The 21578-nt window shown below is 34.4% G+C and carries 22 protein-coding genes and 1 riboswitch; of the genes, 19 read left to right on the top strand and 3 right to left on the bottom strand.

Annotation, left to right across the window (positions count from 1 at the left end; all coding sequences use genetic code 11):
* Window positions 1-34: 34 nt before the first annotated feature.
* The 5 genes from JDW14_04050 (at window position 35) to JDW14_04070 (ending at window position 3909) form a co-directional block, all read left to right on the top strand.
* Complete coding sequence (locus tag JDW14_04050) at window positions 35-1594, top strand: LPXTG cell wall anchor domain-containing protein (GenBank protein QQD66279.1); 1560 nt, start codon at window positions 35-37, stop codon at window positions 1592-1594.
* 120 nt (window positions 1595-1714) lie between these two features.
* Window positions 1715-2077, top strand: a complete 363-nt coding sequence (gene traF, locus JDW14_04055) for a conjugal transfer protein TraF (GenBank protein ID QQD66280.1) — start codon at window positions 1715-1717, stop codon at window positions 2075-2077.
* 1 nt (window position 2078) lies between these two features.
* Window positions 2079-2483: a hypothetical protein gene (locus tag JDW14_04060; GenBank protein QQD66281.1), complete on the top strand. Its 405-nt coding sequence runs from the start codon at window positions 2079-2081 to the stop codon at window positions 2481-2483.
* A gap of 3 nt (window positions 2484-2486) precedes the next feature.
* On the top strand, window positions 2487-2825 hold the full coding sequence (locus JDW14_04065) for an alkylphosphonate utilization protein (protein QQD66282.1): 339 nt from the start codon (window positions 2487-2489) through the stop codon (window positions 2823-2825).
* 201 nt (window positions 2826-3026) lie between these two features.
* Window positions 3027-3150: riboswitch (FMN riboswitch) on the top strand.
* Window positions 3151-3291: 141 nt separating this feature from the next.
* Window positions 3292-3909: an ECF transporter S component gene (locus JDW14_04070; GenBank protein QQD66283.1), complete on the top strand. Its 618-nt coding sequence runs from the start codon at window positions 3292-3294 to the stop codon at window positions 3907-3909.
* Here the strand turns inward: JDW14_04070 and JDW14_04075 are convergent.
* Window positions 3881-4084, bottom strand: a complete 204-nt coding sequence (locus JDW14_04075; GenBank protein ID QQD66284.1) for a ferredoxin — start codon at window positions 4082-4084, stop codon at window positions 3881-3883. The genes JDW14_04070 and JDW14_04075 overlap by 29 nt on opposite strands.
* A 210-nt stretch (window positions 4085-4294) precedes the next feature.
* On the opposite strand from JDW14_04075, the gene JDW14_04080 reads away from it, so the two are divergent.
* The 5 genes from JDW14_04080 to JDW14_04100 all read left to right on the top strand — a co-directional run bounded on the left by JDW14_04080 (window position 4295) and on the right by JDW14_04100 (window position 9997).
* Window positions 4295-4906: a LysM peptidoglycan-binding domain-containing protein gene (locus JDW14_04080; protein QQD66285.1), complete on the top strand. Its 612-nt coding sequence runs from the start codon at window positions 4295-4297 to the stop codon at window positions 4904-4906.
* 154 nt (window positions 4907-5060) lie between these two features.
* Window positions 5061-6884, top strand: coding sequence for an acyltransferase (locus JDW14_04085; GenBank protein ID QQD66286.1), 1824 nt, complete (start codon window positions 5061-5063; stop codon window positions 6882-6884).
* A gap of 433 nt (window positions 6885-7317) precedes the next feature.
* Complete coding sequence (locus JDW14_04090) at window positions 7318-8304, top strand: ABC transporter substrate-binding protein (protein QQD66287.1); 987 nt, start codon at window positions 7318-7320, stop codon at window positions 8302-8304.
* A 3-nt stretch (window positions 8305-8307) separates the two neighbouring features.
* Window positions 8308-9198, top strand: a complete 891-nt coding sequence (locus tag JDW14_04095) for an ABC transporter permease (GenBank protein QQD66288.1) — start codon at window positions 8308-8310, stop codon at window positions 9196-9198.
* 1 nt (window position 9199) lies between these two features.
* Window positions 9200-9997, top strand: coding sequence for an ATP-binding cassette domain-containing protein (locus JDW14_04100; GenBank protein QQD66289.1), 798 nt, complete (start codon window positions 9200-9202; stop codon window positions 9995-9997).
* Between the two features lie 114 nt (window positions 9998-10111).
* Here the strand turns inward: JDW14_04100 and JDW14_04105 are convergent, their stop codons facing one another.
* On the bottom strand, window positions 10112-10405 hold the full coding sequence (locus JDW14_04105; GenBank protein ID QQD66290.1) for a hypothetical protein: 294 nt from the start codon (window positions 10403-10405) through the stop codon (window positions 10112-10114).
* 279 nt (window positions 10406-10684) lie between these two features.
* Here JDW14_04105 and JDW14_04110 point away from each other — a divergent pair, with 279 nt between their 5' ends.
* From JDW14_04110 to JDW14_04140, 7 genes are all read left to right on the top strand, one after another.
* On the top strand, window positions 10685-11485 hold the full coding sequence (locus tag JDW14_04110) for a formate/nitrite transporter family protein (GenBank protein ID QQD66291.1): 801 nt from the start codon (window positions 10685-10687) through the stop codon (window positions 11483-11485).
* A 279-nt stretch (window positions 11486-11764) separates the two neighbouring features.
* Complete coding sequence (locus JDW14_04115) at window positions 11765-13402, top strand: peptide ABC transporter substrate-binding protein (protein QQD66292.1); 1638 nt, start codon at window positions 11765-11767, stop codon at window positions 13400-13402.
* Between the two features lie 215 nt (window positions 13403-13617).
* Window positions 13618-13929 (top strand): thioredoxin, encoded by a 312-nt coding sequence (gene trxA, locus JDW14_04120; GenBank protein QQD66293.1) that lies wholly within the window; start codon window positions 13618-13620, stop codon window positions 13927-13929.
* A 235-nt stretch (window positions 13930-14164) separates the two neighbouring features.
* Window positions 14165-15820, top strand: a complete 1656-nt coding sequence (locus JDW14_04125) for a hypothetical protein (protein ID QQD66495.1) — start codon at window positions 14165-14167, stop codon at window positions 15818-15820.
* A gap of 93 nt (window positions 15821-15913) precedes the next feature.
* Window positions 15914-16531, top strand: coding sequence for a hypothetical protein (locus JDW14_04130; GenBank protein QQD66294.1), 618 nt, complete (start codon window positions 15914-15916; stop codon window positions 16529-16531).
* A 2-nt stretch (window positions 16532-16533) separates the two neighbouring features.
* A complete protein-coding gene (gene floA / locus JDW14_04135) occupies window positions 16534-17517 on the top strand; it encodes a flotillin-like protein FloA (GenBank protein QQD66295.1) in 984 nt (327 codons plus the stop codon).
* A gap of 34 nt (window positions 17518-17551) precedes the next feature.
* Window positions 17552-18070, top strand: a complete 519-nt coding sequence (locus JDW14_04140; protein QQD66296.1) for a hypothetical protein — start codon at window positions 17552-17554, stop codon at window positions 18068-18070.
* A gap of 45 nt (window positions 18071-18115) precedes the next feature.
* Here the strand turns inward: JDW14_04140 and JDW14_04145 are convergent, their stop codons facing one another.
* Window positions 18116-19792, bottom strand: coding sequence for a Na/Pi cotransporter family protein (locus JDW14_04145; GenBank protein ID QQD66297.1), 1677 nt, complete (start codon window positions 19790-19792; stop codon window positions 18116-18118).
* Window positions 19793-20077: 285 nt separating this feature from the next.
* Between JDW14_04145 and JDW14_04150 the strand changes: the two genes are divergently transcribed.
* Complete coding sequence (locus tag JDW14_04150) at window positions 20078-20608, top strand: phosphatase PAP2 family protein (GenBank protein QQD66298.1); 531 nt, start codon at window positions 20078-20080, stop codon at window positions 20606-20608.
* A 7-nt stretch (window positions 20609-20615) separates the two neighbouring features.
* Window positions 20616-21578 carry an aromatic acid exporter family protein gene (locus JDW14_04155; GenBank protein QQD66299.1) on the top strand — a complete coding sequence of 321 codons (963 nt, stop codon included), beginning with the start codon at window positions 20616-20618 and terminating at the stop codon, window positions 21576-21578.

Here is a 21578-nt window from a genome sequence, read left to right on the forward strand (position 1 = left end):
CCTAGTGGTGTAATTATCACTAGGAGGTATTTTTATGTGGAAACGAATCATAGTGTGTAGTTTAGTAAGTTTAGTTATCGCAGCCCCAATGGTACAGGCAGTTCCAGTGGTAGAACCGTATATTTTAACGACTACCATAAATATGCAACCAGTGGAGAAACATGATTGTTTAATTTTATTACAAAATCAAGTGAGTGAAGTGGAAAAAGAAGAAATTATTCCACAAGCTACGCAATTAAAAGAGCGTTTAACAGAATTAGAAGCCAATTATCAAGCGTTAAATCAACAAATTCATGAGATTCAGTCCGAGGGTGATGAGTCGATTGATGCGACAACAAATGAAATTGAAAAAGTCATTGAGCAATTATATCAACAATATCTCACGTCTGATGAACAATTTAATCAATTAGATGAAACGCAACAGCTAGCATTGATTGAGCAAGACGAGGTATATGTTGAGTGGCAAAAGTATTTGAAACAATTGACAGACAAACAAAATGAATTGATTGCCAACAGAGAGCAAATTGAAACGGAGTATCAACAAATTGTTTATCAATTGGAAGAAGAAACAACTCAAAGTGAACAAGTTCATGCTAATAGTGAGCAACTCAATCAATGTTTAATGTATCCTTATTCTGTACCACAGTTTGCAATGGAGTCCTTATTTTTAAATGCAGAAGAACCGTCTTTAAATGCCTATTTAGCACAGTTAGATTTATATTTACAAAAATTAGTACCTTATGCCTATCGCAAATTAGAGTTTGAACGGATTCATCAGGCGTTTCAACGGCGCTTATCGGCTGACGAATTGGAGCAGGCTTTATATGGCAAACAGCATATTGTTATTGACCCATTGGTATTACAACAGTACAGTTATGCTAAAGAATTGAGTTCCTTTGATGTTGATATTGTGGCGAATTTAGCACAACGAAGCTATTTGAATGATAAAGACAGTGTCAAATATTTGGAAAGCTATCATGAATTATTAAACTTAAAGGAAATGCAGTTTCAATATTTTTATGCGATAAATGAAGCGGTTTGGGAGCAAGTGAAGCAGCAATTGGTGGATTACTTAAATGCAGGACATCATACAAGTGAGGAAGCTATCAGTGCAGTCAAACAACTTCATCAGCGTTACCAAATAAAATTGGGACTTTATGATGAGAATCAAGGAGTATGGGTGGTATCTAATCCAGCTGAGTCAGGGTATATTGAAGAATTTTTTGGGAAAGAGCTAACAGAAGTTGAACCAGTAATTGAAGAAACCACACAGGAAGAAATAACAACTAGTCAAGCAGTCGATACAACGACGTCTGGAGATAAGTTAGTATATTTGAAAGAAAAATTAGCACAACAAACTAAACAACCAAACAGTAAAAGTTTACCGAAACCAAGTGGTAAAGTAGGGAATAAAAAAGAGAATGCGAGTATTAATCTACCGTCAAAAAATGTAAAATTGCCAACAACAGGCGAACAACAACAAGCAATGAGTTTTGCCTTAATTATTTTAGTCATTGGGGCAGTTTTGCTATTAATTAATCGGATAAAAAAACGTAAAGTTAAAGAAGATATTGAAAAAATTGAGCTTGATTGATTTGAATCACTAAATGAATATGATACAATGACCTTATTCTAATGAATGGCGATGTAAATAATGTGCTAATTTGAGTGCGTAAATTACCGTCATTTCAGAAAAATAGAAAGGGGTAGGATTATGTCAGAAATTAATGAATATATCGAACAAGCATCTATTTTTACAGAAGTATCACCAGAAGAAGCAGGTGCTTTATTACAAGCAAAAGAGGGTGGCATTTTATTTATTGGTCGTGAAACTTGTCCATATTGCCGTCGCTTTGTTGCGAAACTTAGTGAAGTAGCAAAGGCATATCAATTAAAGGTTCACTATCTACATTCACAAAGTCCAAAATATGATGCGAATGCTATTCAAGCTCTGCGTGACCAATATGGTGTCAAAACAGTACCAGGATTTTTATATGCTGGAATTGACGGTGTGCAAGTGAAATGTGATAGTTCGATGTCACCGGAAGAGATTTTAGCGTTCGCAACTGGAAAGTAATATGCGACGCATCAGTGTATTATTGATTGTTTGTAGTGTTTGTACTGGATGTCAGATGATGAATCATCGTTCTAGTTTATCGAATGAGATTTCTGAACATACCACACAAACAATGGCAGAAACGACAGTGATGCAGGAATTGGAACGTTATACTGCATTGGAAATACGTGAGTGGTCTACTGGATTATCTGAAAAGCAAAAAATGTTAAAAGATATTTTATCTAAAATTAAGACAATTGATTCGGTAGAGTATATTTTTGAAGTGGAAACACTGAGTGCAGAACGTTACCAAGTAATACGGGTTTTTGAAAATTATCGTGACGGTCTTGTAATGATGAAGCAATATCGCTACGATGCAGCGACCCAAAAAATAAATGAAATTGAAATAGAGAAAGAGGTTAAATAATAAATGTCATTACCAAATTGCCCACAATGTGCAGCTGAATATACTTATGAAGATGGAAATTTATTAATTTGTCCAATGTGTGCCCATGAATGGACACAAGCAGATATGGATGCTGCAGCAGAAGCTGCTATTATTCGTGATAGTAATGGAAATCCTTTATCAGAGGGAGATTCTGTTACAATTATTAAAGATTTAAAATTATCTGCTACAAGTACTATTAAACAAGGAACAAAAGCTAAAAATATTCATCTAATTTTAGATCCGGTTGACGGACATGATATTGAAGCGAAATTAGACGGTTTTGGTAAAGTGTACTTAAAATCATCAGTGGTGAAGAAATAAGATATTATGAAGTTAAGGGCTGGGCAAAAAGTCAGAAATTTTAACAAATCGAAAGATAAGAATGTTATTAAATTAGCATTATTAATTCCATGTCTTAACATTTTTGTATTTTCTTCCCAGTTCTGTTTTTTTATAGTCTGAAATTCACATCTCAATCTATTGCACAAGCCACGGGATTGTGATAAGATACAAGAAAATAAAATAAGTCTTCAGGGCAGGGTGTAATTCCCGACCGGTGGTAAAGTCCACGAACTGATTCGCAAGATGAGGTTGAACTGGTGTAATTCCAGTACCGACAGTAAAGTCTGGATGGGAGAAGATAGATACGATAAATAGATGTTATTTAACATGTCGTGTATTGGCTGAAGATTTTTTGTTCACCATACAGGGCTTTTTTAATTTTTATGAATCGTATATCTATACTCAATCGCTTTAATAAGGCTTGAATGAAATGGAGTATAAGAGAATGAAAAGAAGAACTTTATCGACAACGGTGTTATTGGCAATTTTGGGTGCATGGGCAATTGTATTGCGTCTATTTGATTTTCCAATTTTGCCGGCAGCCCCTTTTTTAAAAGTCGATTTTAGTGACTTAATGGTATTAGTTGGCTTATTAGTTAATGGGCCGATAGGAGCTATTACAGTAGCACTGATTCGTGATGTTGCCAATTATATTATGAAAGGTGGCGAAAGTGGGCTACCGATTGGTGTCATCATGAGTTTTACAGCGAGTATGGCGATGTTTTTACCAAGTCATTTCTTGTTAAAATACGCAACTAATATGAAACCGATGATGCGTAAAATTTGGATGAGTCTGATTTTGATATTAGGACTTGTTATTTCAATGGCATTGTTAAATTATTACGTTACATTACCGATTTATATTACGGTTATGAATTTCCCAATTGATAATATTGCGGCATATTTATTAAGTATTATCATACCATTTAATGTCATTAAAGGAATTTTGTTAGCAGCAGGTCAATTTATTGTCGTTGAAAAACTATGGCCAATTATGCAACAACATCATATTGATTTTCCGGCTTATCAAGTGACTAATCAGGCGAATCGTCCGACCATTTAATAGCTTTTGTAGGACACCCATAGATAGCACGCTCACTTTCTGCTTGTTGAGAAGGTGTGCTTTTTTCAATGACAAAGGCGACACCGTCATCTGAGCAATCAAACACATCTGGAAAGTTTAAGTAACATTTCCCACATGCAATACATTTTTCTGGTAAAATTTGTAATTTTTTCATAAAAAACTCCTTATTCATTGATAAAAATAGGGGAAAAGCGACGAAAAACGTTTATTTTTTGTTAAAATACTATTACATTTCAGTATCAAGTAGGTGTAATATGCAACTAAATGTGGTATAGTAGAGGTATCGTAGTGTTATTTGATTAAAAGAAAAATTGCATATTACTTATGTTTACAATTCATTGTAACATAATTAGGAGGAATTGTAATGACAATGGACAATGAAAAATTTGGTCAAGAAGAAGTGTCAGAACGTCGTGAAAGAGGCAATGCACCTTGGAATGCGAAATTTGGTTCTGATGAAAATTTAAAGCAAAGACAATATTCTCGTTCTTCACGAAATCAACCAAATAAAGAAGCATCTAGCTTATCAAAAGTATTATTGGGTGTCCTAATTGTAACAGTGATAACACCTTTTGTTTTATATTGGTTTGTTAAGTCGCAGACACAATCAACACCGACAACCCCACAAACAGCATCTAGTATTGTGTTATCTCGTTCGACAGAAACAACAACTGTTACATCAGCAGATTCTACAACAAGTGGTTCGTTTGTTCAAAGTAATGGTAATGATAATGTCAATCCGGTTGATGTGAACGCATCGTCGGCAACGACAACTGTTCAGCCAGTTGTTGAAACTGAGGCCCCTGCACCTGTGACAGAAGCACCAGCAGCATCACGTTCACATACTGTTGCTGCAGGAGAAACTTGGTATGGTATTGCACGTACTTATGGTATTGATGTGAATGCATTAGCTGCAGCTAATGGAACAACAATCGATTCGCCGCTTTATCCTGGAAATGTTTTAGTTATTCCATAAATAGAATAGAAATAATATTGATACCGTAATTAATGAGTTTGATTACGGTATTTTTTCATGGAATGTTCAAAGTTTCTTCAAATAAAAATAATGCAATCATAGTGTAATTTTGTTATAATGTTGTCACGAAGTTGAAATAAAGGTAGGGATAAGGATGAGAGAAAAATCCGGTAAGCACATAAAAATTTCAGGTCTAGATGGATTGAGAGGAATTGCAATTATATTAGTTCTTCTATATCATTTTTTCCCTAATGCTGTTAAAGGTGGATATATTGGTGTACCACTTTTTTTCATTTTATCTGGGTATTTAATGGCACGACTTTCAAAGCAACGATGGGAAGTAGGTAAATTTAATGTTAGGCAATTTTATTCCGCTAGATTTTGGCGAATTTATCCGTCATTATTAGTCGTTGTCGGTTTAGTTTCGTATGTGTCATTTTTCATCATGCCACGATTGCTGAATGGTATGACAAGTGAATTGTTAAGTATATTTGGTTCTTACAATAACCAATGGCAAATTAGTCAAAATTCCAATTATTTTGACCGCATTTCAAATGCGTCGCCATTTACTCATATGTGGTCACTAGCAATTGAAGTACAATTTTATGTTTTGTGGCCAATTTTATTTATCGGTTATAAGAAAATAAAGCCTTATATGAGTTCTGCTCACTGGTTCTTTTTATTTTTAACAGTTTGTTCGATGAATTTAATGACGATTCAATACTTAATGGGAACGGATATATCAGTATTATATTATAGTACTTTAACACGTTTTTCAGGTGTCTTATTGGGAGTATGGATTGGATTACAATCACCACGTGTTTGGCAAAATATTGCGAACAGACTGAACAGTGGAACAGTGTATGGATTATTTATTGTGAGTTGGGTAATTGTCCTATTCTTTAGTTTCGTCGCTGAGGGTCAATCACCATGGCTGTATCTTACAAATTTTTCGTTGATGACCTTTTTACTTGGTGTACTTTTAATTTTATCAACCTTATCTAATTATCCATTTGGAAAATGGTTAGATTTTCCAATCTTCCGTTGGTTTGGAACACGAAGTTATGAGTTATATTTATGGCATTATTCTTTAATCTTTATGGTTAAATCGTTAAAATTCTCTTGGAATACGACCACAATCATCATTACAGTTTTGCTGACTTTCTTACTATCTGAATTACTTCATTTTTTTGTTTTCAAAAAAATGGGTAGCATGGCAAATATTCGCAATGAAGTCCGAATGAAATCTGGTTTGGCGGGTGCTATCATCGGACTGGCTATTGTGAGTAGTTTAGGGATTGTATTAGCATTTGTTGGGGATATTAATACCGTGGATTCTAAAGATAATTTAAAAGAGACACTTGAAGCGAATGCTGCTTTATTACAAAATCAATCGGTTGTGGAACAAACGACAACGGTAATGGAAGTTGAAACGGTATCGACTGTTGAAGGAGAAACAACCAGTGTTACGGAATCGACCACCACGGTATTAGATGTGTCACAATTACCGATGACATTAGTTGGTGATTCGGTTATGTTGGGTGCAAGTCAATCAATTAAGGAATTATTGCCTAATAGCTATATTAATGCTGTTGAGTCACGTCAAGCCTATGCAATGGCTGGAGAATTACAACAAATGATTTATAATGGACAAGTAGCCGATACAGTTGTGATTGCACTTGGTACGAATGGCTATTTTGCAAAAGAATACGGACAAGAATTAATTGATATTTTAGGTTCCAATCGTACGATTTTTTGGGTGAATGTTTATGGTGAATTTTTACAATGGGAAACAGATACCAATGCGGTTATTAATCAACTAGTGGCTGAAAATGAAAATGTACATCTGATTGATTGGGAATTAGCAGTAAGTCAACATCCGGAATGGCTGATTTCGGATGGAATTCATCCAAATGTTGAGGGAATGGACGCTTACGCCCAAGTATTATTTAATACAATTCAATCAGTGCTTGAGTAAATAATATTTATCGTCTGATTTTAGATTGAGGATTTATCAATCTTAATCAGGCGTTTTTTGTAGAGGGATTGAATTATTTTAATAGAATTATTAAAAAATAATAAAAAATGTTGACACTTTATCATGCTGATGTTATGATAAGGCTATCAAATTTGGAAAGGAGCCACCTAGTATGTTTTCAATCATTTCAACAAAATCAAATCGCTGGCAAGCTTGGCATAGATAGGTTGTAGACTTGGAGAACATACTCCACGGATACAGCCCAGTTTATACTGTCGTTGTATCTATGTGGCGAGTTTCATCAGTTTACCACGTAGATGTACTGCAAAAGACATACTACGTGGTTTTTGTATTACTCAGCAATGGGTCCATGTAGTATGGATGTATGGCTGAGTTTTTTTGCTTAGAAAAATTAAGAAAAGAGGAATATAAAATGAAAAAAGTATCAAAATTAATGGCATTATTCGTAATGGTAGTTGCATTGATGACACAAAGTATTGGACAAGTTGTTGTAAAAGCGCAAGAAACATTAAAAGTGGCGATTGTGCAATTAGTTAGTCATCCGTCATTAGATGAAATTGTAGAAGGTGTGAAAAATGGATTAGCAGATGCAGGTTATAAAGAGGGCGATAATTTAGAAGTTGAGTTTCACAACGCTGAAGGTGATATGAATTTACTTGGCTCAATTGCTGAAACAGTAGTTAATAATAAGCCAGACTTAATTTTCGCAGTGACAACTCCAGTCGCACAATTCTTTGCGGATGCTACAAAGGATATTCCAATTATTTTAACAGGAATCACTGACCCAGTTGGAGCAGGCTTAGTGGAATCACTAGAAAAACCAGGTGGTAATATTACAGGTGTGAGTGATGCAGTAACATTTGAACAACAATTCGATTTATTAAAAGAAATTAAACCAGATGTTAAAACATTAGGTATGTTATATACGACAAATGAAGATAGCTCTTTAGCTGAGTTAAAAGAAGCAGAAGAAGTTGCTAAAAAATATGGGATTGAATCAAAAATAGAAGGTATCGATGCAACCTTAGATATGCAATTAGTGGCAGAAAACTTAGCTGGAAAAGTAGATGCAATTTTTGTTGGGTCTGATAATACGATTGCGAGTGCTTTTGAAACATTATTAGATGCGACTGATGCAGCAGGTATTCCAATTTTCACAACGATTGATGTATTTGTTAAACAAGGTGCTTTATCAGCTGTTGCGATTAAACAAGGTGATATTGGTGTTCAAGCAGCTGCAATGGGTGTTGAAGTATTAAATGGTAAAAAGCCTGCTGAAATGCCTATTCAATTCGTTGAAAAGTTACAGTCAGTTGTTAACTTAAAAACTGCAGAACATTTAAATATTGAACTATCTGATGCATTAAAAGAAAAATTAACAGATTTAAGTGGGGAATAATCGATGATGATCTATCTCAATGCGATGTCCCAAGGTGTCCTTTGGGGTATCATGGGGATTGGGCTTTATATTACGTTTAGAATTTTACGATTTGCTGATTTAACCAGTGAGGCGTCCTTTACAATGGGCGTCTCAGTGGCAGTTAGTTTATTGACTCAAGGTGTTAGTCCTTTATTGGCGACTGTTGCGGCAGTTTTTGGTGGTATGCTTTCAGGTTATGTTACCGGCATATTGATGACTGTCTTTGATATTCCATCTTTATTAGCAGGGATTATTACATTGACTGGATTTTACTCTATTAATTTGCGAATTATGGGTAAACCCAATGTGAGTTTGCGTAAATTTCCGACAATTTATGATGAGGGCATTTCCACAGTGTTTAATACGACATTAGGTCAACGGACTGTGATTGGTCTATTGATTGTCATTATTGTAGTCGTTATATTGTCAGTGTTTTTCCGTACGGATTTAGGGCAAGCAATGATTGCGACTGGTGACAATGAAATTATGGCGAAGTCACTCGGTATCAAAACGGCAAGCATGAAACGCTTTGCACTCGTATTAGCCAATGGGATTATTGGTTTAGCAGGTGCATTAGTAGCTCAAGATAATAGTTTTGGTGATATTTCAATGGGAAATGGTACAGTGGTGGTGGCACTGTCATCAATTGTTATTGGTGAAGTGTTATTCAAACAATTAACAATGCAACTACGTTTATTAGCCATTGTGTTAGGTTCAGTGATTTATCGAGTTATCTTAGTGTTTGTTTTACAATTAGGATTTAATGCAAATGATTTTCGTTTAATCTCGGCAATGGTGCTTGCGATTTTCTTAGCATTTCCGGCGATGTCTGATAAAATGAAAAATATACTTCCAATGAAAGGTGGCGAATAAAATGGCTCAACCGTCAATTGAATTAAAAAATGTGACGAAACAATTTAAACGCCAAACAGGTGAGAAAGTAGTCGGATTAAATCATATCAATTTAGCGATTCAACCGGGCGAAGTCATTGGTGTCATTGGAACGAATGGGGCGGGAAAATCAACATTGATGAACTGTTTGACAGGGTATTTACCGATTGATAGTGGTGAAATTTTGTTAGGTGGCACATCAATAAAAAAATTAAAAACAAAAGAAATTGCGAAACGTATTGGACGAGTCTTTCAAGACCCACGAATGGGAACAGCACCTCGAATGACAGTGTTTGAAAATTTAATGTTAGCTCAAAAAAGGGGGCAGTCACGAGGGTTTAACTTCTCGTTAAATCGTGAAAATTATCAAGCGATGATGCAAAAACTCGCTCCTTTTAAATTAGATTTAGAAAATCGTTTAGATGTTCCAATGGAGAATTTATCCGGAGGGCAACGACAAGCAATTGCATTAATTATGGCGACATTGCAGCAACCGCAATTATTATTATTAGATGAGCATACAGCTGCACTCGATCCAAGAACTGCCAAACAAGTAATGGCGATGACTCAATATATGATTGAAACTTATCAATTAACGACTTTGATGATTACACATCACTTGCAAGATGCGATTACTTATTGTGACCGTGTGGTTGTGATGCATAAAGGAACGATTCATATGGTGTATCAAAAAGAAGAACTCAAGCAGTTGACACCGGTTGATTTATATCGCACACTTGAAAATCTTGTTATTGAAGAAATGGATAGTGAAGTTGAATAAGTCCTTATAGTAGAAAAATAGCTAGGCACAAGTCTAAATATTGCTAACAAAGAAAATGCTGATTCTCTTTGTTGATAATATAGAACTTGTGCCTAGTTTATTATAGAAATTTGATTAATTTTGGGTTAACGGTTCATTTTCTATTTTAGTTTTAGCTTTATGCTCTTTGAACGCATAGTAAATAAATATTATTGAAAGGATAATGGAAATTCTAATTAAAGGTACAATAACTTCTAAAGGGACTAGCGGCATTGCATCATGAGTTAACCCCTCTACGGAAGGAAAATAGGCATCGTGAGGAGTATATTGCCAATAGACAATTATATCTCTGAACCGAAATCCAAGTAGAGCTGCAATTGCCATTAATATAAATGAAGTGCTGGTAAAAATAGCTGCGATAATTTTCATAAGAAATCCCTCCAAACTTTTTAAAATATGATTACGCTTTCGTTAATTATACTGTATTACATTGGTGATTAAAAGTCAAATGTAAATCATAGTTATGTATAATTTAAATATTCGGGAAATATTTGAATAATATTTTTTGTACTTATTTTCTGAATTGTATTTCAACAAAATATTGACGTAATCGTTTACTTTTGAAACAGGTATTACTATCATCACAACAGTATGTTATACTATTAAAGTGCGAAAATTAATTTAACATTAAGAAGTGGAGTGACGAAGTTGGAAGTACAAAATCGTGGTTTAATAGGGAGTATTACCCACAGTATTCATAAGAAAGCAGATTTGAATGATTGTAGCCCTATGCGATATATTGTCAGAGCTATGTTGGCTTGCTTGTTCTTAACAATGGGTGTATCAATCGCCTCATTTATTGCTGAAAAGTCGAATCATATGGTTGACGGACTGGGCAAATTCACATATGCCTTTATGTTTAGTTGGTCATTGATTATGATTATCTATATGAATGCTGAGTTAGGAACATCGAATATGATGTATATGACAATGGCGATTCATCGCAAAATCTTACCAGCACCTAAGGCAATTCGTATTTTAATTACTTGTATTTTATTTAATGCAGTAGGAGCAGTGATTGCAAGTTTCTTTATCGCTAAAACAGCTGCTTATACGAATTTACCAGCGAATCACTTTTTATTTGAGGCAGTTACAGCAAAATTAGCGAAAACACCTGTACAACAATTTTGCGAAGGTATTTTTGCGAATGTAATTGTTAATACGGCAGTATTTTGTAGTATTCGTATGAAAGATGATGCAGGAAAAGTGTTCTCAATGATTTTCATTATCTTCATCTTTGCATTTTTAGGCTTTGAGCACGTTATTGCGAACTTTTCAACTTTTGCATTAGCATTTTTTGCCAATGGTGGTCCAGTAGAAGGAATGACTTTCTTCTCTGTTATTTCAAACTTCTTTTTTGCGACATTAGGTAATTATGTCGGTGGTGGACTTGTCATTGGATTATTATACAGTTGGTTAAATAATAAATCTGAATTATACTTTGATTAATGCATTGAATTGACGAATGGGGTGACTCATTCGTTTTTTTAATGAGAGAAATTTAATGATACTCTTATATACCCAATATATGAAAATAACAGATTTAAAATGAAAAAAATTAAGAAGTATATAAATAAAAGTTGATAAATCAATGATTTTTTGTAATCATTACTGAAAAAACAATCTATTTTTGTGAGCATTATACTTGAGTTACATTTGTAAACGTGATATGATTGTCACATTAAGATTGAATTATTAATCTTATATTAAAAAATAGGAGAGATGCTCATGTTTAAAAAAATAGCAAAGAGTTTTTTAGCAGCTAGTGCGGTTCTATCTGTAGCAGTTGGAACAGTCACAGCAGGTGCTCAATCGGTTGAAATTGATCCGTCGGTTGAACAAAAATTAAAAATAATGACAATTGGTGAATTAGCAACCTTGGATTCAGCCGTTTATAACGATACACCAAGTTCTGATATGATTGGACAAGTATTTGAAGGTTTATACCGTGTTTCTTCAGGGACAGAAGTTGAATTAGGGCAAGCTGAAAGTGTTGATATTTCAGAAGACGGTTTAGTCTATACTTTTAAATTACGTGAGGGACTAAAATGGAGTAATGGTGAACCCGTTACGGCAGAAGATTTTGTTTATTCTTATCAACGTTTAGTTGACCCAAATGGTTCAAGCTCTTCTAAATCAGTTGAAATTTTCAAAAATGCAGCTGCAATTCGTAATGGTGAAAAAGAATTATCAGAATTAGGTGTTAAAGCCCTAGATGATTTAACTGTTGAAATTACATTGGAGTATCCAGCTCCATATTTACCAAAATTGTTAACTGGTAGTCGTTTCATGCCAGTATCAAAAGCATTTGTTGAAGAAAAAGGCGAAGCATATGGTACTTCTGCTGATAATATTGTGACAAATGGACCATTCACACTTTCAAATTGGTCTGGTACTGAATTAGAGTGGAATTTAACGAAAAATGAACAATATTGGGACGCTGAAAATGTGTATTTAAACGAAGTATTAGTTTCTGTTGTGAAAGAAACAGGGACAGCTGCTGACTTATATGATGCAGGGGAATTAGATTATGCGATTCTTTCTGACCAATTTGTGTCACAATATCAAGAATCAGAAGACTTTAATACAATTCCACGTGCGACTTTAGGTTATATTATGTTTAACGATACGCGTGAAACAACAAGTAATGCTGCATTACGTCGTGCGATTTCTCAAGCATTCGATAAAGAATTATATGCAACTTCAGTAATTCAAGACGGTTCAAAAGCAGCGAATGGTTTCGTTCCAACTGGATTTGATGTGAATGAAGAAGGTGTAGATTACCGTGAGGCAGCGGGACAAATCTTACCTTACAATGTTGAAAAAGCACAAGCTGATTGGGAACAAGCGAAAAAAGAATTAGGTGTGGAAGAATTATCACTTGAATTATTAGTTTCAGATGTGGATTTATCTGGTCGTACAGCTGAGTATTTACAAGCTCAAATTCAAGAAAACTTACCAGGTTTAACTTTAACAATTCGTAGTGTGCCATTGCAAAACCGTTTAGAATTCCAACGTAATCGTGAATATGATTTCTATTATGGTACATGGGCACCGGACTACCAAGATGCAATGAACTTTATTGAGCAATTGCAAACTGGTGGTGGTATTAACTTTGCTGAATATTCAAATGAAAAAGTTGACCAATTAATTAGTCAAGCACGTAATGAATTTGCTAATGACCCAGCAAAACGTCGTGAAGCATTAATCGCTGCTGAAAAAATCATGGTAGAAGAAGATGCGGTTGTATCTGCTTTATATCAAGTTTCAACATCATTCTTATTAAGTCCTGATGTGAAAAACTTTGAGATTCTGCCATTCGGACGTACAATTAATCTACGTACGACATATCGTACAGGACAATAATATAAATAAGTGAGAGTTGTGTAAGAGAACGTCGTTACAGCTCTGTATTTAATCTAGCACTAGTAGGTAAAACTGCTAGTGTTTTTTGCACACTAAAATAGAAAACTAGAATTTGGGATGTAATAAAAAAATTGGTAGATGTGAGCAAATTGTTCGCATGAATATATGGCTTATGATATGATTTTGTTATCAAGTATTTTGAAAGGAAGATATACATGGCAAAAGTATTAACGGACGCACAATTTGAACAAGAAACAGCACAAGGTTTAACAGTTGTTGATTTTTGGGCACCATGGTGTGGACCTTGTCGTATGCAATCACCAGTTGTTGATGAATTAAGTGAAGAGTTAGACGGACAAGTTGAGTTTTATAAAATGAACGTAGACGAAGAACAAAAAGTTGCTCAACAATTTGGCATTATGTCAATTCCTACTTTATTAGTTAAAAAAGACGGTGAAGTAGTTGAGAAATTGATTGGTTTCCACGATAAAAAACGATTAAGCGATATTTTAGCACGTCATATGTAAGAACTGTTAGGCACCTCATTTGTAGGTGCTTTTTCTGTATTTACTCTGTAAAAATTGAAATATTTTAGCACAAAATCATACTTTAGTATGAGAATATTTACTGAAAACGATTGAAAAAAGGTGTATACTAATAGTAGTGAAAGACAGCGAATTTGAATGTCTTGTTAAACACTACTAAAAAATAAAGGAGAGAGTAAATATGAAAGATGTTACAAATTCTTCTCGTACTGAACGGATGAAAGAAACTGCCGAAAAAATTCGTAACATACGAATTAAGCGTCTAGAAAAATGGAAATTTAAAGCAAACTATTTGTATGTATTATTGATTGTATTAGCTGCAATTTATTATTATGTTACTTTGCCAGCCATTCATTATGCGGCGATTGAATTTTGGGTATTTTTGACACTTATATTGTGTGGAATTGCATTCATTGAAGCGATAAAAGACGGTAGTACGTGGTTGTCTTCAACAAGGGAAACTAAATCATTTTCGCTAAAAAAAGTGGGAGGTAAATACAAATTATTACTTGGTTTAATACCACTCGTAGCACTGGTATGGGGTGTGAGTAGTTTAATCTTTTCACCATTTTTCATGGCGAAATCATATAGTGAAATGTTGACGATTGAAAAAGCTGACTTTGAGCAAGAATTTCCAGAAATTGACGTTAATCAAATTCCATTGGTAGATTTAGATACAGCTGTACGATTGGGGAATCGACGTCTAGGTGCTTTGACAGATTTAGTATCGCAATTTGTTCCGAGTGATGAGTATATTCAAATTAATATCAAAAATAAACCTTATCGTGTGACACCATTACAATATGCTGGTTTCTTTAAGTGGCTAAATAATTTTAATGAAGGGATACCACATTATTTAAAAGTTGATAATGTGAGTGGTGAAGTAACGGTTGAAACGCCAAGTTCGCCAATACGTTATAGTTACTCTGATAAATTCAATCGATATATTATTCGTCATTTACGTTTTAACTATCCGTTTGCTTTATTTGGAAAACCCAATTTTGAAGTCGATGATGACGGAGTTCCATATTATATTGCGACAACGTATAGTCGTAACTTCTTCTTATTCGAGCCTGAAGTGAGTGGCTTGATTACAGTGAATGCGATGACTGGGGAAACAACTCGTTATGCATTAAATGAAATTCCATCATGGGTTGATCGGGTGTACAGTTCTGAGTTACTGTTGCATCAATTACAAATGAATGGTAAGTACAAAAATGGTTTCTGGAATACGGTCTTTTCAAATGAAGGAGTCACTCAACCAACGGACGGTTATACTTATTTACCAATGAATGATGATTTGTATATTTATACAGGGATTACATCAATTGTATCCGACGAATCAAATATTGGGTTTGTCTTAATTAATATGCGAACTAAGGAAGCTAAAATGTATCCATTAACGGCGGCAGAAGAATTTTCTGCAATGAGTTCGGCAGAAGGTAGTGTTCAAGAAAAAGGATATAAAGCAACATTCCCATTGTTAATTAATTTAAGTGGAAAACCGATGTATATTTTATCATTGAAAGATTCATCTGGTTTAATTAAAGCTTATGCGTTAGTTGATGTTCAAAACTATCAACGGGTTTATGTTGAAAGTAGTGTTGAAAAATTATTATTAAGTTACGCAAGCGAAAATCCAGTGAACATTGATAATTTAGAAACAGAAGATATTTTAACGGATATAAAAGGAACTATCAGTCAAATTCAAGCAGTGGTAAAAGACGGCAATACAGTTTATTACTTTATGCTTGACGGAAAAGTATATCAAGCACCGATTCAATTAAATGAACAATTGCCATTCCTTGAAGCTGGGCAAGCAGTAGAGTTGGGTGTCAATGAACAAGGTGCAGTGAAAACAATTGATTGGTAAAACTTACTATACTAATAGGCCTTAGTTTTAATTATAAATTGAAATAAATATATAGAAGCATTTATGCGATAATACGAGAAAAGGAGGTGCAACATGATTTTTTGGCTACTTTGTGGTGTTGCGATATTAACGATTTCACTTTTTTCGATTATTCGATACAAGTGGATAAATTTAATAATAGCTACAACCTTGTTTGCGATTTATTTTAATGTCTTTTCAATGCCGTCATTAGCGTTTTTCATTTTTATGATTGGTATTATCTTACTGGTCATTGAATTATATATTCCAAATTTTGGAGCTGCTGGACTGATAGGGGCTATCTCAACCATAGCGGCATTACATCTATTGCTCAATGATGTGACAGTATTGCTGACGACAATTATTTATTGTGTATTGGTCATGATACTTGTTTTATTGATAGGCTTTAAATTGGGCTTTACAATGTCATTAAGCCCCCAATTTATTTTGACAACGTCACTCAATCATCAATCGAGTGCTAAGCCACAAAAGGATTATCAAGACTTACTTGGTCAAGTAGGTGTGGTGATTGAAGACTTAAGACCAGTTGGTAAAATTCTTTTAAATGATTCCGAAGAAATCATCGAAGCATTGAGTCAAATCGGTATGATGAAAAGTGGAACACATGTTGTAGTGAATAAAGTAGTAGGTTCTAAAATTTATGTTAAACAATTTGAAAGGGTAGGTGAATAAATATGAACGAATCAATTATTACTGTTGCGATTATTGTCTTACTGGTACTATTTTTAATCGGAATATTCTTTAGATTTGTACCAGTGGGTTTATGGATTACGGCATACTTTTCCGGTGTTAAAGTTGGAATTGGTGATTTAGTTGGTATGCGATTACGTCGTGTTATTCCAGCAATGATTGTGAATCCATTGATAAAAGCGACAAAAGCAGGATTGGTGTTAGAAACGAATCAATTAGAGGCACATTATTTAGCAGGTGGTAATGTCAACTTAGTAGTTGATGCCTTAATCGCTGCTCAGCGTGCCAATATTGATTTGGAATTTGAACAAGCAGCAGCCATTGATTTAGCTGGACGTAATGTGTTTGAGGCTGTTCAAGTATCGGTTAATCCGAAAGTAATTGAAACACCAGTTATTGCTGGGGTTGCGATGGACGGAATTGAAGTAAAAGCGAAAGCGAAAGTAACCGTACGTGCTAATATTGAACGTTTAGTCGGTGGTGCTGGTGAAGAAACGATTATCGCTCGTGTCGGTGAGGGGATTGTTACAACCGTTGGTAGTGCACCAAAACATTCAGTTGTATTGGAAAATCCTGATTCGATTTCTCAAACGATTTTAAGAAAAGGATTGGATTCTGGTACTGCCTTTGAAATTCTATCGATTGATATTGCGGACGTTGATGTCGGCCGTAACATCGGTGCGAAGTTACAAGCAGATCAAGCGGTTGCTGATAAGAAAATCGCACAAGCTAAAGCTGAAGAACGTCGTGCATTTGCCGTTGCTCAAGAGCAAGAAATGTTAGCAGAAGTTCAACGTATGCGCGCTAAAGTAGTTGAGGCAGAATCTGAAGTACCTTTAGCAATTGCAGAGGCATTTAGAAAAGGGAATTTAGGGGTAATGGATTATTATCAATTACAAAATATTCAATCAGATACAGCGATGCGTGAATCCATTGCGAATCCTAAAGAATCAACACCAACTGAGTAAATTCGTATATTGTAGTTGATGAAAGAGGGTGAAGATGATGAAGCCGATTTCTGTTGTTATATTTATTATTTGGATAATTTCCGGAGTGATTGAGCAAGTGCGTAAAGCTTCTAAGAAAGATGATGATGCTTTGGAAGTTGATTATGATGAGATAGAAAGCTTGAATAATCAAAGTGTATTTTTAGGGAAGATGAGTTCAGAACTTCCTTTAGAAGATATGGAAGAATCGGATTTATCACCTAGAGAAGAATCATCAATGACGGAAGCACAGTCATTTTCACAAGATGATATGGATGATGATACATTAAATGACTATTATGATGCACAAGAATTAGCATCGATAGAGTATTATAATACTTTAGAATTTAATGATTCAGATTTTGATAATGATTTAGAAGATACTCTTGAAGTAAAGGGCAGAGAAAGTAAAAACTTACGTTGCTCTCGCTACTCCTTAAATGCGAAAAATATTCGTGACGCAATTACAGTCAATGAAATATTATCCAAACCGAAAAGTATAGGTTTGATGAAATCTAAAAGAAGTAAGCAATAATCAAAAAGGCTGAGTAACATTTGTTACTCAGCCTTTTTGTGTACATTATGCTTGATTCATTTCATGTAACATACGTAAATCTTGAACTGTTGATTGAATTTCATCGAAGTTTTCAGCTATATTCAAAGCATGGTCTCCGATACGTTCAAAGTCAATAAGAATTTTTGAATATTGAATACTATTTTCAATAGTACATGATTTTTCTTTTAGACGTAACATTTGAGCTTTGCTGAAACGGTCATGTGCATCATCAATCTCATTTTCTAATTCATCAACTTTTACTAATAAATCTTTAAATCCAGCAAAATCTTGAATGTGTAAAGTTTCTAAGATTTGTTGTGTATATTGATTCATTTCCTTGATTTCTGCTAACGCTTCTTTTGAGAAAGAATTGTTTGAATCATGAATTGCTTGAGCATGTTCTGCAATGTTGATTGAATGATCTCCGATACGCTCAAGGTCAGATGCAACTTTTAAGAATAAACCAATCGCTTGTGTTCCACTAGCTGGCATTTCAAACGATAGGGTCATCGTTGTAAAACGAATAATTTCTTTGTTTAAAAAGTCAATGTAGTTTTCATTTTGCTCGATTTCCGCTAGCTTATCTTCATCAAATTTTTTCAATAAATCAAAAGTGTTACCAACATTTTGTTGTACGACTTCCAACATATTTTGGATTTCTCTAAATAATTGTGTGTTGGCAATTGCACTTGAACCTAGACGATATTCGTTGTTGAAAATATTGAAATCTAAATGTTTAAGCTCTAAGCCATTGCTTTTTTCTGGTAGAACAGGTAAGACAAAATATGCTAGTTTTGCCATGTAATGTCCGAATGGTATTAAAATAATTGTTGTTACTAAATTGAATACTGTATGTGTATTGGCAATTTGAGCAGGAACATTATCTGGTGTTAATGCCATCATCCATTGTTCAAATGGTGTTGTTAAAGTTATGATAACAAAGATGATTGTTCCGATAATATTAAAAGCCAAATGAATAATTGTTGTTCTTTTAGCATTTCGTTCAACCCCAATGGCAGCTAAAATCGCAGTGATACAGGTTCCAATATTTTGTCCGAATAATACGAAGATAGCAGAGGGTAATGTTACCACACCACCAGCAGCTAACGCTTGTAAAATACCAATTGAAGCAGAAGAACTTTGAATGATAGCTGTAAAGATAGTACCAACTAAAATACCAATAAGCGGATTTTGAAATTTGGTAATCAAATTTACAAATTCAGGCATTGTTCTAAGAGGCTCCATTGCACTTGACATCATTGACATTCCCATAAAGAGAATCCCTAATCCTGCAAGAATACTTCCGTAAGCATCGAGTTTTTGACTCTTAAAGAAAGCAATCATTGACACACCAGCAAATGCTAGTAATGGGGCAAAACGTGAAATATCTAAGGCGATTAATTGCCCTGTAATTGTTGTACCGATATTGGCACCCATAATTAACCAAACAGCATTTTCTAATTGTAAGAGACCTGCATTAACAAAACCAACTACCATTACTGTCATCGCTGAAGATGATTGAATAAGGGCAGTGATTAATGCACCGACTCCGATACCGACAAAACGATTTGTCGTCAGTTTTTCTAAGATCGATTTCAATCGGTTTCCTGCAGCAATTTCTAAACCATTTGACATCATGGTCATTCCGTAAAGAAATAATGACAGTCCACCTAATAGACTAATGATATTATTAAAATCCATCGATTTCTCCTTTTTTTATGGTTAGTTTACTAACCTATGATAGGACAATGAAATACTTCACTCTCCATTTGTCATTATAGCCTATCTAAAAATGTTTTTGTATAACTTTTTCTCGGATTTTGAAATATTTTTTTAATAAGTAAAATTACGAATTACATTATAAGATTTTGATGAACAATAAATGAATAAAATTAAGATTGAATGACAAAAAACAAGAATATGAATATACATTAGATAGAATACTTGCTATAATGTGACATGGCAGTATAGTCGAGGAGTGAAAGTATGACTAATTATGAATTATTATTAATGGATTGGATACGTCAGCATTTGCAATCGGAGTTCGTGCAAACAGTCTTAGTGTTTTTTACACGCATTGGCGACTTTGGTATTGTATGGATTGCATTGACCGTCTTACTGATTTTATTTCAACGAACAAGACGTCTAGGGGTGACATTGTGCATTACTTTAGCATTGATGTTGATTATTAATAATGGTTTGTTAAAAAATATGATTGAACGAGCAAGACCTTGTCAAATACAAGAACAGGTGAAACTCTTAATTGAGTGTCCAAAGTCTTTTTCGTTTCCATCAGGACATGCGTCATCAAGTTTCGCTGTATTTGGAGTTTTTTTATTTACTCCTAACATAAAATCATATTGGAAATGGGTGGTATTTATTTTAGCGAGTGTCATCGCATTTAGTCGGATTTATTTATTTGTCCATTTTCCAAGTGATATCTTGGTAGGTAGTATAGTCGGCATGTTGTTAGCATGGATAACGATTCACTGGATTATGCCAAAGGTGAAAGTGTGAGTATTCGATGACACTATTTGAGCGAACTTTGAAAATGGTATCGGCGACTGTCATTGCGATTGTTGTGGCGACATTGCTTAATTTATCCAATGTGTATGCTGCTGGTATCATTGCGATTTTAAGTTTATTGGATACACGGACAGATACAATAAAAATTGCACAGTCACGTTTAACGGCAACGGTTCTTTCAATTATACTGGCATGGGTTATTTTTTCAGTATTCGGATTTTCCATTCTTTCGTTTACTGTCTTTTTAACCATTTTCATTCCTATCAGTTATCGGCTAGGAATTCAAGCTGGGATTGCTCCTTGTTCGGTCTTAGTGACGCATTTTATTGCAGCGAACAGTGTCGCTTTACCGATGATGACCAATGCCTTATTGCTGATGTTTATCGGCACTTCATCTGCCTTATTATTGAACACTTGGATGTCTTCACAAACTAATCAATTACTGCAATTAAAAAGCGAAATAGATGAAGAGATTAAGTTGGTGCTGTGTTTAATGGCTGAAACATTAAGTAAAGGTAGCCATGATATCAATGGTATTCAACAACATATTCGTAAGCTAAAACAAGCGATTAATGTTGCACATCGTTTGGCTCTAAGAGAATATGATAATGCTGTCTTTCAAAAAGATGATTATTTATTGGAATATTTGTACATGCGTGAAAACCAAGTGTCGAATTTGGTTAACATGCTAGAGATTATGCGTAATATTCCTTTAGCAGTGCAACAAAGTCAGCAATTAGCTACACTTTTATATGAAACGGTCAATCAATTCGATGAACATAATACAGGGATTGAATTATTAGAGGGGATTGCGACATTGTTTCGCTATGTTCGCCAGTCCACTTTACCACAATCACGTATTGAATTTGAAGCGAGAGCTTTACTGTATACATTTCTAATGGAATTTAATCGCATGATTGAAATTAAACATGATTTTTATTTAATACGAAAAAACAAATAA

The sequence above is a fragment of the Aerococcaceae bacterium zg-252 genome, from assembly GCA_016237705.1.
Taxonomy (GTDB): Bacteria; Bacillota; Bacilli; order Lactobacillales; family Aerococcaceae; genus Globicatella; species Globicatella yangjingiae.

Coding starts and splice junctions, on each gene's coding strand:
- JDW14_04050 (QQD66279.1), top strand. CDS start 35: ATGTGGAAACGAATCATAGTGTGTAGTTTAGTAAGTTTAGTTATCGCA.
- traF (QQD66280.1), top strand. CDS start 1,715: ATGTCAGAAATTAATGAATATATCGAACAAGCATCTATTTTTACAGAA.
- JDW14_04060 (QQD66281.1), top strand. CDS start 2,079: ATGCGACGCATCAGTGTATTATTGATTGTTTGTAGTGTTTGTACTGGA.
- JDW14_04065 (QQD66282.1), top strand. CDS start 2,487: ATGTCATTACCAAATTGCCCACAATGTGCAGCTGAATATACTTATGAA.
- JDW14_04070 (QQD66283.1), top strand. CDS start 3,292: ATGAAAAGAAGAACTTTATCGACAACGGTGTTATTGGCAATTTTGGGT.
- JDW14_04075 (QQD66284.1), bottom strand. CDS start 4,084: ATGAAAAAATTACAAATTTTACCAGAAAAATGTATTGCATGTGGGAAA.
- JDW14_04080 (QQD66285.1), top strand. CDS start 4,295: ATGACAATGGACAATGAAAAATTTGGTCAAGAAGAAGTGTCAGAACGT.
- JDW14_04085 (QQD66286.1), top strand. CDS start 5,061: ATGAGAGAAAAATCCGGTAAGCACATAAAAATTTCAGGTCTAGATGGA.
- JDW14_04090 (QQD66287.1), top strand. CDS start 7,318: ATGAAAAAAGTATCAAAATTAATGGCATTATTCGTAATGGTAGTTGCA.
- JDW14_04095 (QQD66288.1), top strand. CDS start 8,308: ATGATGATCTATCTCAATGCGATGTCCCAAGGTGTCCTTTGGGGTATC.
- JDW14_04100 (QQD66289.1), top strand. CDS start 9,200: ATGGCTCAACCGTCAATTGAATTAAAAAATGTGACGAAACAATTTAAA.
- JDW14_04105 (QQD66290.1), bottom strand. CDS start 10,405: ATGAAAATTATCGCAGCTATTTTTACCAGCACTTCATTTATATTAATG.
- JDW14_04115 (QQD66292.1), top strand. CDS start 11,765: ATGTTTAAAAAAATAGCAAAGAGTTTTTTAGCAGCTAGTGCGGTTCTA.
- trxA (QQD66293.1), top strand. CDS start 13,618: ATGGCAAAAGTATTAACGGACGCACAATTTGAACAAGAAACAGCACAA.
- JDW14_04125 (QQD66495.1), top strand. CDS start 14,165: ATGAAAGAAACTGCCGAAAAAATTCGTAACATACGAATTAAGCGTCTA.
- JDW14_04130 (QQD66294.1), top strand. CDS start 15,914: ATGATTTTTTGGCTACTTTGTGGTGTTGCGATATTAACGATTTCACTT.
- floA (QQD66295.1), top strand. CDS start 16,534: ATGAACGAATCAATTATTACTGTTGCGATTATTGTCTTACTGGTACTA.
- JDW14_04140 (QQD66296.1), top strand. CDS start 17,552: ATGATGAAGCCGATTTCTGTTGTTATATTTATTATTTGGATAATTTCC.
- JDW14_04145 (QQD66297.1), bottom strand. CDS start 19,792: ATGGATTTTAATAATATCATTAGTCTATTAGGTGGACTGTCATTATTT.
- JDW14_04150 (QQD66298.1), top strand. CDS start 20,078: ATGACTAATTATGAATTATTATTAATGGATTGGATACGTCAGCATTTG.
- JDW14_04155 (QQD66299.1), top strand. CDS start 20,616: ATGACACTATTTGAGCGAACTTTGAAAATGGTATCGGCGACTGTCATT.